The sequence below is a fragment of the Streptomyces calidiresistens genome (assembly GCF_014141525.1).
Taxonomy (GTDB): domain Bacteria; phylum Actinomycetota; class Actinomycetes; order Streptomycetales; family Streptomycetaceae; genus Streptomyces; species Streptomyces calidiresistens.
The window spans coordinates 1-10,438 of sequence record NZ_VKHS01000107.1; the positions used below are offsets into that span (position 1 = coordinate 1).

Consider the following 10,438-nt stretch of genomic DNA (forward strand, 5'->3'; position numbering starts at 1 on the left):
CCCCAACCCCCACCCGCGAACCCCGTGGCCGAGCTGGTGCTCAACGCCGGGGACGTGCTCTACCTGCCCCGGGGCTGGTGGCACGCGGTGGTCGCCGACCAGGGCACCCACTCCCTGCACCTCACCTGTGGTCTGCGACACCACACCGGAGCCGAACTGATCACCTGGCTCGGGCAGATCCTCCGGGACAGCGCACACATCCGGGCCGACCTGCCGATCCACGGCGGCCCCTCCGAGCAGGTCGCGCACCTGGAGCTGCTGCGCAAGAACATCATCGACGCGCTCGACAGCCCGGGGCTGCTGGAGCGCTACACGGCCGCGAGGGACGCGGAGGACCCGGGGCGGTTGCGGCCCTCCCTTCCCTTCGTGGAGGGCCCGCCGGTCGATCCGGAGCTGTCGGTACGGCTGACCTCGGGACGGTCCCGCCTGAGCCTGACCGGTGATGCCGCCGTGTTCACGGCCGCCGATCACGCCTACGAATTCGCGCCGGCCGCCGCCCCGCTGCTGCACCGCTTGCTCACGGGGGGCCCGGCCACCGTCGCCGAACTCGCCGCCACGGCGCGGCTGAGCGTGGAACAGGTCACCGCGGTGGTGGGCGAGCTGGTCGCCGGCCAGGCCGCGACGATCAGCGGACACCGGCCGTGACCCGGACCGCCGACCTGGCGCTGGGCACCCACAGGTGCCGGGAGGTGGCCGCCGCCGCGAGGCGCGCGGCCACCGCTCCGCGCCCCTGGGTGGACACCGCGCCCAACTACCTCGGGGGCCGCGCCCAGCGGCTCCTTGCCGGGGCGCTGGCCGAGCATCCCGGCATGGGAGTCTCCACCAAGATCGGCATCCTTCCCGCGTCCACCGTGGGGGAGGCGATGAGTGCCGGGGTCCTGGCTCCGGCCGCCACCGCGGCCGGGCACAGCCTCGCTCCCGCCTATCTGCGCTGGCAACTGGCGCGGAACCGGGCCGAACTCGGGCGTAGCCGGCTGGATCTGGTGTTCCTCCACAACCCCGAGCGCGCCGGCCCCCACCGGATGGACGAACAGCTGGAGGCCGCGTTCACCGTGCTGGAGGAGGCGGCGGCCGCCGGGCACATCACCGGCTACGGCGTGGCCACCTGGCACGGCTTCGGCCACGGCGCGTTCACCGTCGAACGTCTGCTGGAACTCGCGGGCCGGGCAGCCGGCGGTCGCCACCACCTGCGTGCGGTGCAGCTTCCGATCAGCCTGGTCTCCTCCGCGCCTCTCACCGCCGCGGTGGAGGGTCGAGGACCGGTCCACGAGGCCGCGGCCGCCGGGTTGGAGGTCTTCGCCTCCTCCCCCTTGCACGGCGGTGAACTGGTGACCCTGGGGACTCCCGAGCTGGCCGACATCATCCGGCCCGGGCTGTCCGTCGCCGCGGCCTGTCTGCTGACGGTCGCCTCCTGCCCGGGTGTCTCGACGGTGCTGCTGGGAACCGGAACGACGGCACACTGGGCGCAGGCCCTCGCCGCCCTGGACAGTGGCCCCCTGCCCATCGAGCACCTTCGGAGCGTCCTGGATGTACTCGCCCCCACGGGACCGCGCCATCGAACAGCGGATGCGTGACGCCTTCACCACGGCGGCCGGCGCTCTCGATGTTTCGCCGGCGGGCCCGCCGGTGTGGGGGTGGCACGGTCGCACCCTGGCCCGGCGTGTCGTCCACCCCACCCACGGGCCGTCCTGGCTGCGGATGCTGGCCGCTCCCGCGCACAAGGCCGGAGGAAAGCTCTGGGAGGGCACCGAGGCGGCCGCGGTCTTCGACAAGCGGGTCACCAAGCCCCTCCTGCACGCGATCCACGACCACACCCACGGCACCACCGCCTACCGTGCCGAACTCACCACCCATCTCCGGGCCCCGGTGTGTTCACCCCACCCCGTCATCCGCGCGCCGCTGGACCTCCCCGACACCTGGTGGCCCGACCTGCGGGCCGATCTGGCGGTCATCGCCTCAACCCCCACCGACCGGGTGGCGGTCCGCCAGGAATGGATCGACCGGGCCGTCCCCGCCTTCACCGGCCGTCCCGCCCCCCAGATCACCCACTGGGCCACCGCGCACGGGGACCTCCACCCGGGCAACATCAGCCGGGCCGGGGAGATCCTGGACTGGGAAGGCTGGGGTAGGGCCCCCGCAGGCTATGACCCGGCCCTCCTCCTGGCCTACACCCTCCTCGAACCGGCAACCGCCGACCGGGTCCGGCGCACCTTCGCGGACCTCCTCGACACCGGCCCCGGCAGGCAGGCCCAACTCGTCGTCGCCGCCGAACTCCTCCAATCCGCCGATCGAGGCGACCACCCCGAACTCGTGGAACCCCTCCGGGAGCTGGTCGCGGGAATCATCCCGTAGAGCGGACGAAGCAGCCGACACACCCGTGGCCGGCCCCACCATCGGTGGCGGGGCCGGCCACAGGCTCGACGCCGGGGCCGTCACTCCTCCGGGCGTCCGTCTCCCGGCGGGGTGAGCGGGGTTCCTCCGCCCGCCTCCGGGAGCACGCTCACCGTGGAATCGGAGCGCGGGAGCCGGATGCCTCCCGGGCGTGGTCGGCCGGTTCCCGGCCTTCCGGTAGGACCCGGTCGACAAGCTGCCGGACTCGCTCCTCCAGCACCCCGGCAGCGTTGGGGGTACAGGTCGCGAGGGCAACCATGCTCGTCACGATCACGTCGCACAACTCTTTGTTGACGTCCTCCCAGGTGTGCGACTGGCCCTTGCGCGGGTTGGCGCCCATCGCGCCGTGCAGTGCCTCGGAGACTTTCCCGAACTCCTCACCGATTTTCAGTACGCGCCAGAGTTTGACGTTGTCGGCGAGCGCCGGGGTGGTCTCGGCGTCCAGCCACTCACGCAGTCGCTCCACCTGGCTCCACAGGGCTTCATCCATCGGTTCTTCCTCTGGTCGTAACGGGCCCCGGAACAGTGCCGGGGTCGGCCGCAGCGCAGACCACGGATCCGGTGGGGAATGAGGACGCTCACCGTTCCTGGAGTTTGTACATCTCCAGGAACGGGCCACTGCTGTCCGAGGTGAGTTCGTCGAAGGTGCCGCACTGCGCAACCCGGCCGTCTTCGAGGACGACGATACGGTCGGCGAGGCGGGTGTTGGCCAGGCGGTGGGTGATGAAGAGGGTGGTGCGTCCCTCGGCGAGGTCGCGGAGCCGGGCGAAGACCTGGTGTTCGGCGCGGGCGTCGAGGGCGGCGGTCGGCTCGTCCATGACGAGCACCGGCGCGTCGCGGTGGAAGGCGCGGGCGATGGCGATGCGCTGCCACTGCCCGCCGGAGAGGTCGTGGCCGCCCCACCAGGAGCGGGCCAAGGATGTGTTCAGCCCGTGCGGGAGGCGGGCGAGTACGGCGTCGGCACCCGACGACGCCGCCGCGTCGTGGACGGCGGCGTCGCCGTCGGGGCGGGGCTGGCCCAGGGTGATGTTCTCCCGTGCCGCGAGCGGCCAGCGGGTGTAGTCCTGGGGGACGAGGGAGACGGCGGCCATCACGCAAGCGGGGTCGGCCCGGGCCAGGTCGGTTCCGTCCCAGGCGATGGTGCCGGAGGTGGGAAGGAACAGCCCGGTCAGGAGCCGAGCGAGGGTGGTCTTCCCCGAGCCGTTCTCGCCGACCAGGGCGACGACCTCGCCGCGCCGGATTTCCAGGTCGATGTTCTCCAGCGCCGCCTTGTCGGTGCCGGGGTAGGTGAAGGACGCCGCCCGGGCCGTGATGGTCTGCGGGCCGGTGGTGGGGACAGGTGTGGTGCCGCGGCGGCCGGTCCAGCGGTGGGCGATGGTGAGGAAGCGGGCCCAGTCGTCCAGCAGCAGCGAGGTCTTGAACAGCCCGGCGCCGGCGTGGACAGCGCCGGTGAGGGCGGCGCCGGAGGTGCGGACGGCCAGCGCTGCGGCCCCGGCAACGGCGGCGTCCAGGCGACCGGTGACCGCCAGGGCGACCAGGACGCCCCAGGTGGCCAGCATGCCGGCGGCGGCCAGTGCGTCGCCGGCGCCCCGGACCAGCAGGGCGCGGCGGGCGGCGGCCAGCTGCTGATCTTCCAGGCGGGCGGAGACGGTGCGGTACTGGTCGGTGAGGTAGTCGGCCATGGTGCAGGCGCGGACCTCGTCGGCGGTGTTGCGGTCGGTGGTGTAGTCGCGGACGGTCTGGCGCAGGCGGCGGTCGGAGACGGTGCGGTGGTGGGCGGCGTGCTCGATCCGCGCGCCGCGCACCGCGCCCCACGCGCGGGGGGCCACGGCCAGGAGCAGCAGCGGCAGCAGGGCGGGGTGGAGGACGGTGACGACGGTCGCCGCCGCGGCGAGCTGCGCGGCAGCGGAGGTCAGGGCCTGGGCGTCGGTGATCAGGTCACCGGTGGCGTGCGCCCCGTCGCTGGCCGCGTCGTGGGCGTCCTCGAAGCGAGGGTCCTCGTAGGCGACGAGTTCGGCGGCGGTGGCGGCGGCGATGACCTTCAGGTCCGCTTCCCGGACCGCCTTGGGGGCGAGGCGGGCGGCGGCTGCCCGGGCGGCGGCGTCCGCTGTGTACCGTCCGGCCGCCGCCACGACGACGACCAGGAGGGCGGGGAGGGCCTGGCGCAGGCCGTCGGTGATCTCCGGGGCGGCGAAGACCGTGGCAAGGGCGCGGGCGGTCGCCGCCAGAGCGAGCGCGGTCAGGATGGCGGTGGCGGCCTGGGCCGTCAGCAGAGCCAGGACGGCGCGGCGGTCGGTGCGCCACCCGAGTGCGGCGGCCTGCCGCAGGGCTCCGGGCAGGCGGCGGGCGATGGCCCAGGTGCTCAGCGTGGAGGAAAGGCCGTGGTGGCGGCCGGGCTTGAGGCTCATCTGCGGAACCTGGCCGGGCTGCGGCTGATCGTGTGTGGTGCTCACCCGCCTATGAGGCGGCGGCAACCACGCGCGGGGCAACGGCAATTCACCGCGCGGAACCGGCGTCGCCGCAGGTCACCCACGATCCGCCCCCGTACCGGCCCGCCCCGGGATTCACACGTTCGGGTGAATCCCGGGGCGGGGTCTAGACAGTGAGCACGGGCAGCCAGGGCCGGTCCGCCGCCCCTTGCTCGTCCCGGCCCACGGCAGCGCCGGGGACCTCTGCCCAGGCGTGCGCCGCGTGCGGGAGGAACCGGGCGCCGAGCACCCAACGGGCACGACGGCCGGTCAGTGCGGCGGCGATCACCATGGCAAGGCTCGTCTCCAGACAGGCGATCCGGCCTGGCCACCAGGTGGGGCGGACGGCGAGCACAGCAGCATGCAGCTGCTCCAGGCGGGCGGGTGCGGCATACGGCAGGGCGCGGACGCAGCGGACGAGGCGGATGCGGTGCCGCAGCGGAAGCCGCCCGGCCACCAGCGCCACCGCCAGCGCCACGGCGGCCGGCACCCGGTGGCGCACTGGCACGCGCCGGGGCCGGCCGGGGACGATGACGCTCACCGCGCCCGCCCCCTTCCCCACCTCGACCGGTCCGGCCCGGCGGCGGGGTCGGTGAGGAGCCCCCGGGCGGTGAGGTCGTCGAGGAAGCCGCGGATCTGCTGGTGGACGGCGGCGGGGTCGAGCCCGGCGGGGATCGCGATCTCCTCGGCCAGGCCCTCGGTGCCGCCGCGCACGGTGAGGGCCTGCCAGATCCGGGAGGCGTCCGTATCGAGCATCAGCCACCGGCCGGTACGGGCGTCGAGGATGGCTGTGCCCTCCGCGCTGCCGGCGTGATACACGTCGGGGGCGACGGTCAACATGACCTCACCCCCGGCGCCCACGCCGGTGCCGGGGCGGGCCCGGTGACCAGCCAGTGGCAGGTCACCAACAGCTGGTGGAGCTCGGCCAGGCCCGCCGCGCGTTCCCCACGCGCGGCCGCCTCCAGGAAACGCAACGCCGCGTCGGCGTCCAGCAGCCCGGCGGTGACCAGCGGAGAATCGGCGATCAGAGAGCGGAGCCGCGCCAGGTGGCGGGCGAGCCCGGCGATGCGTTGGGCGGTGAAGGCTCCCTTGGAGCGCCGGGAGGTCAGCCAGCCGGGCAGATCGGGCAGGGCGGCGGCCAGCAGCGGCTTGTAGGAGACGGTGCTGTGCCGGTCGAACGCGGGGATGGCGAAGGCGGCGCGGACCACCTGGTTGTCCAGGTACGGATGCACCGGCCGGACGCCGAGTGCGGCGTACAGCGGTGTCGAGGTGCGCGCGCAGGCGCCGGTGGCGCGCAGGGCCGCCCACTGGTCGAACTCCTCCGCCCGCACCTCACCCGCGCCCTGCGCGGCCCGGCGCAGCCAGGCCGCGACGGCCGCCCGGCCATCCGCCGTCAGCCAGGTCGCGGCGGTGCCCAGCTTCAGCCACGACCACGCCCCGTGCGCCGGGGCCGCGAAGACCGGGCCGGTTTCCAGGGTCTGGGCGGTCTGCGCCAAGGCGTGGGGGTATCCGTCTGCGGTGTCCTTGACCTGCTGCCACAGCGGGCCCGGCGCGGTGTTGTGCAGCCGGGCCCAGGCGACGACCTGACGGTGGGCTCGGCGCCGCTGTCCGGCCTGGACCAGGCCCGGGAAGCAGGCGGAGGAGGCGTCGAGAACGACGTCGCCGCCGTGGCCGGTCAGATGGGCGCGCAGCCCGGCCACCGGCGCGAGGTAGCAGGAGTCCATGCCGGTGTTCGCCGCGTCCAGCGTCGGCTCATCCCCGGCCGGCGCCCCGGCCGGGAAGGCGAACGGGAGCTCGTCCTGGCCGCCGGCTGCTGTGCGGTGCCACACCCCGGCGTGGTCGGCGACGCGGGCGGCGAAGGCGGTGTCCTCGGCACTGGTCAGCGGGTCGGCGTAGGTGACCGCCCGAACTTCCCCCTGGCGAGCGGCCAGCAGCACGGCGGTGGAGGAGTCCAGGCCGCCGGACAGGTCCGCCCCCACCGGCCCCTCACCGGCCCGCATCCGCAGGGCGACCGCCTCGTTGAAGGCTTGTCCGAACCGGTCCGCTCCCTCCCACAGTCCGACCGGTTCCGGAACCGCCGTCACATCGACCAACCGCACCGCGTCGTCGGTCAGGTGAAGTCCCCAACCGCCGGGCACCGCCCGAACTCCCGTGTACGGGGAATGGTGGGGCCAGTGCTGCTCACCGGCCACGGTCCGCGCGGCCAGCAGCGGCAGGTCCACGCCGGCTCCGGTCTGCGAGGCCAGCAGATGCGGGCTGGTCGCCCACCGCACCTCGTCATGGGCGGTCAGGGTGTAGAACACCCCGCGCACGTTCGCCAGGTCCCCGCACACCAGCCGCTCGCCGGGCCGATCAGCGATCACCCAGTACGAGCCCGCCCACGTGGTCAACTCCGCCCACCGCCCCGCCGCCACTGCGGCCAAGGCCCTGTGCAGCTCGGCCTCCTCGGCACCGCACTCGCCGACCACGGCCAGCCGCAGCGGGCCGTCCGCCACCGTGCGGGCCCGCGCGGCGCCGCCCAGCAGCACCCCGGACAGCCCCGGCCCGGCGCGGCGGCCGGGGCCGGTGCCCGTCATCCACTCCACTACCTCGTGTATCTCGTGCATCCCGCGCTCCTTCACCTGGTCCATCGGGCCGGCCCATCAGGCATGGGCCGGGGCCCAGGCAGTTGCTGCCTGGGCCCCGGGGTGACACCTCCACATACCTGCGGTGCAGGCGGTGTCAGTTGCTGGACTCGAAGTAGTTGCTCTTGTCGCTGTCGTTGAAGTTCTGCCGACCCAAGGTCAGCTCGTCCACCTCGTGCTCGGTGACCTTCGGCGCGAACACGGACTCGGTCTCGACGGTCTGCTCGGGCATCGCTTCACTCCTTCTGTGGGGCCGGCCCCTTCTCGGCCGGCTGCCCACCCATGACACCCCCGGCCGCTGTTGCGTCCCCAGGCCCCGCCCCGGTGCGAACAGCTGCACATCACCGCACTTCCGTTCGGTGCGGGATGTTGCGAACCGTTGCGAATTCCCTACGCTGCGCACCGCATCGGCCCATCCCGCTCTACCCTGGAAGCCGGGTGAACTGTCCCTGGACTGGAGGGCCCGCGCCGATGGGAACCGGCAGCCGCCGCAACACCGCGCTCGCCCACTGGGTAGGGGCAGCTCAGGTCAGCTACGGAGCCTTGGCCAAGGAGCTGCGCGCCGCCGCGGCGGTGGCCGGGCACCACGACGTCCACCCCGAACGCTCCCGCATCACCCGCTGGATCAACGACGGCGAACAACCACGCCCGCCCGTCCCCGAGCTGCTGGCCGCAACCCTCACTCGGCTCTGCCGCCTCCCCCGGCCCCTCACACCGGCCGACCTCGGATTCCACGGGAAGCCCCGCACACCCGCACTATCCGGGGGCTGGCAACCGCAGGCCGTCGTCGCCTCCATCCTCACCACCACCCGGAGCGATGCCGTGACCGACGACACCACCCCCACCACCGTCCCACTGCTCTCCGGCCCCGACCTCCTCCACGCCGTCCAACCCTGGCTTCACCTCCCCGACGCCGAACTGCCCGATCCCACCCGCCCCGGCCGCCTGGGCATGTCCGACGTCATCGCCATCCAGCGCACCACCGACGCCTTCCGCACCCTGGACAACGCCCACGGTGGCGGACTGTCCCGCCGCGCCGTCGTCGGCCAGCTCCACCACGTCACCGAACTCGCCACCCACGGCCGCACCAGCGACGAGGTCGGACGCGCGCTGTTCGCCGCCGTCGCCGACCTGGCCTCCGTCGCCGGATGGATGACCCACGACGTCGGCCGCCACGCCGAAGCCCAGCACTACTTCTTCCTCGGCCTCCAGGCCGCCAAGCAGGCCGGACCCTCCGGCGCCGGCATCGCCGGACACCTGCTGAACTGCCTCGCCCGCCAGGCCAACCACCTCGGCCGCGAGGAGGACGCCCTCGACCTCGTCCAAGCCGCCCAGTACGGCACCCGCAAACTCCCGCCCGGCCGCCTGCGCGCCCTGCTCGCCACCCTGGAAGCCCGCTGCCACGCCGTCCTCGGCCGGCTCCCCGAATCCCGCCGCGCCCTCGGTGTCGCCGACGACGCCCTCGCCGCCGACAACCCCGATACGACACCCACCTGGGCCGCCTGGTTCGACACTGCCGAACACCACGTCACCGTCGGCGTCTGCGAACTCATCGCCGCACACCACGACCCGGCCCGCGCGCCCCGGGCGGTGGAGATGATCCAGTCCGGCACCGCCCACCGGCCCGCCGAACGGACCCGTAGCCGCGCCTTTGACCACATCGCCCTCGCCCGGGCCTACGCCCGCTGTGGCGAACTGGAAGCCGCCGACCAGGCCACCGCCACCGCCCTAGACCACTTCGGCAACGTCACCTCCACCCGCGTCGCCGACCGCTTCCGCGAACTCGACCACGAACTCGCAACCAACCCCGCCACGAAGGCCGCGGCCGAAACACGCGACCGGATCAGGGCCGCCCTCACACCGACCAGCGGCGACGGCTGAGGGGCCTCTTCCTGTCGGGCGCCGCTGAACCTCCACGGCATCTGGCGGCCATCGCCTCCTCCCCCTTGCACGGCGGCGAACTGGTGTTCCCGGGGGCTCCCGAGCTGGCCGACCTCATCCGGCCCGGGGTGTCCGTCGCCACAGCCACCCGTGGCCCGGCCCCGCCATCGGTGGCGGGGCCGGGCCATGGGCTCGACGCGCCGGGGCCGTCACTCCTCCGGGCGTCCGTCTTCGGGCGGGGTGAGCGGGATTCCTCCGCCCACCCCGGGGAGCACACTCACCGTGGAATCGAGGTAAGGGTTCGGGTGTCTGCGGCAGCCTTACCGGGTGAAGGTTGGAACCGGGCCGGGGACGGAGAGCCACCATCCGTCCCCGGCCCGGGGTTCAGGGGCGCCCGGTGGTTTCCTCGGCCACCAGCGAGCGCAGTCGGGACAGGCAGTCGACGCAGGCGTACATGTCGGCTCGGGTGACGCCGACCTCCACCGGGCCGATCCACTGGACCGGCAGGTCCCGGCGGTCGCAGCCGAGCCAACACCGACCCTGCTGCCACCAACCGGGACCCGGCCCGCCGTCCAGGAGGGGCCCGGGCTTCCCGCCGGTCACCGCGGCGTGGAGTGGCCGGGACGCGGTGCGCCCCCGGTCCGGTCCGGCCGCTCCCGGCGGGCGCGGAGGCAGGAGGGACAGGCGAAGATCAGCCGGGCGGTGGGGCCGGAGCCGCTGTCACGTCCGCCGATGACGACCAGGTCCTCGGTGGCGCGGGAGCGCGGCGGGCACCAGGTGCAGACCCTCATGACACGCCGGGGCAGACCAGGGAGCGGTACACCAGCACCGGCGCCGGGGCGCTCTCGCGTGGAACGAGGGTCACTCCGCCTTCGAGGAACACGCGGGTGCCCCACTCTCCCCGGCGCAGATCCACCACCGTGCGCAGGTTCCCGCCGAGGTAGAGCCGGTCCCGTACTCGGACCCGGGAGGTCTGCACCCGCACAGCCTCCTCCACCAGGGCTCCCAGGTACATCACGCCGATGACGTCGGAGATGTGCCGGACCACCGCCAGGTCGTGGGCGATCACCAGAT

General features: G+C 73.9%; 13 protein-coding genes. 4 read left to right on the forward strand and 9 right to left on the reverse strand.

What is annotated here, in order from left to right; translation table 11 throughout:
* From FOE67_RS07210 to FOE67_RS07220, 3 genes are all read left to right on the forward strand, one after another.
* A partial coding sequence (locus FOE67_RS07210; protein WP_182661651.1) for a JmjC domain-containing protein occupies positions 1-645 on the forward strand: 645 nt, incomplete at its 5' end.
* Positions 642-1,574 carry an aldo/keto reductase gene (locus FOE67_RS07215; protein WP_182661653.1) on the forward strand — a complete coding sequence of 311 codons (933 nt, stop codon included), beginning with the start codon at positions 642-644 and terminating at the stop codon, positions 1,572-1,574. The genes FOE67_RS07210 and FOE67_RS07215, both read left to right, overlap by 4 nt.
* Positions 1,528-2,352, forward strand: a complete 825-nt coding sequence (locus tag FOE67_RS07220; RefSeq protein WP_182661655.1) for a phosphotransferase — start codon at positions 1,528-1,530, stop codon at positions 2,350-2,352. Before FOE67_RS07215 ends, FOE67_RS07220 begins: the two co-directional genes overlap by 47 nt.
* A 148-nt stretch (positions 2,353-2,500) precedes the next feature.
* On the opposite strand, the gene FOE67_RS07225 is transcribed toward FOE67_RS07220, so the two are convergent.
* The 6 genes from FOE67_RS07225 to FOE67_RS29990 all read right to left on the reverse strand — a co-directional run bounded on the left by FOE67_RS07225 (position 2,501) and on the right by FOE67_RS29990 (position 7,715).
* The gene (locus FOE67_RS07225) at positions 2,501-2,857 is read right to left on the reverse strand and encodes a MazG-like family protein (RefSeq protein ID WP_323384417.1); all 357 of its coding nucleotides are present in this window, start codon (positions 2,855-2,857) and stop codon (positions 2,501-2,503) included.
* 112 nt (positions 2,858-2,969) lie between these two features.
* A complete protein-coding gene (locus FOE67_RS07230; RefSeq protein ID WP_323384419.1) occupies positions 2,970-4,844 on the reverse strand; it encodes an ATP-binding cassette domain-containing protein in 1,875 nt (624 codons plus the stop codon).
* A 142-nt stretch (positions 4,845-4,986) separates the two neighbouring features.
* Positions 4,987-5,400: a lasso peptide biosynthesis B2 protein gene (locus FOE67_RS29030; protein WP_182661656.1), complete on the reverse strand. Its 414-nt coding sequence runs from the start codon at positions 5,398-5,400 to the stop codon at positions 4,987-4,989.
* Positions 5,397-5,699: a PqqD family protein gene (locus FOE67_RS29035; protein WP_182661658.1), complete on the reverse strand. Its 303-nt coding sequence runs from the start codon at positions 5,697-5,699 to the stop codon at positions 5,397-5,399. The genes FOE67_RS29030 and FOE67_RS29035 overlap by 4 nt, the downstream gene beginning before the upstream one ends.
* Positions 5,693-7,465, reverse strand: coding sequence for an asparagine synthase-related protein (locus tag FOE67_RS07245; RefSeq protein ID WP_182661659.1), 1,773 nt, complete (start codon positions 7,463-7,465; stop codon positions 5,693-5,695). Before FOE67_RS07245 ends, FOE67_RS29035 begins: the two co-directional genes overlap by 7 nt.
* Positions 7,466-7,580: 115 nt before the next feature.
* Positions 7,581-7,715, reverse strand: coding sequence for a hypothetical protein (locus FOE67_RS29990; RefSeq protein ID WP_267133310.1), 135 nt, complete (start codon positions 7,713-7,715; stop codon positions 7,581-7,583).
* A 239-nt stretch (positions 7,716-7,954) separates the two neighbouring features.
* Here FOE67_RS29990 and FOE67_RS07250 point away from each other — a divergent pair, with 239 nt between their 5' ends.
* Positions 7,955-9,364, forward strand: a complete 1,410-nt coding sequence (locus FOE67_RS07250) for an NsdA family TPR-like regulatory protein (RefSeq protein WP_182661661.1) — start codon at positions 7,955-7,957, stop codon at positions 9,362-9,364.
* A gap of 384 nt (positions 9,365-9,748) precedes the next feature.
* Here the strand turns inward: FOE67_RS07250 and FOE67_RS07255 are convergent, their stop codons facing one another.
* The 3 genes from FOE67_RS07255 to FOE67_RS07265 all read right to left on the reverse strand — a co-directional run.
* On the reverse strand, positions 9,749-9,967 hold the full coding sequence (locus FOE67_RS07255; RefSeq protein WP_182661663.1) for a hypothetical protein: 219 nt from the start codon (positions 9,965-9,967) through the stop codon (positions 9,749-9,751).
* A complete protein-coding gene (locus FOE67_RS07260; protein ID WP_182661665.1) occupies positions 9,964-10,155 on the reverse strand; it encodes a hypothetical protein in 192 nt (63 codons plus the stop codon). Before FOE67_RS07260 ends, FOE67_RS07255 begins: the two co-directional genes overlap by 4 nt.
* Positions 10,152-10,438 (reverse strand): hypothetical protein (locus tag FOE67_RS07265; protein ID WP_182661669.1); only part of this gene is annotated, 287 nt, incomplete at its 5' end. The genes FOE67_RS07265 and FOE67_RS07260, both read right to left, overlap by 4 nt.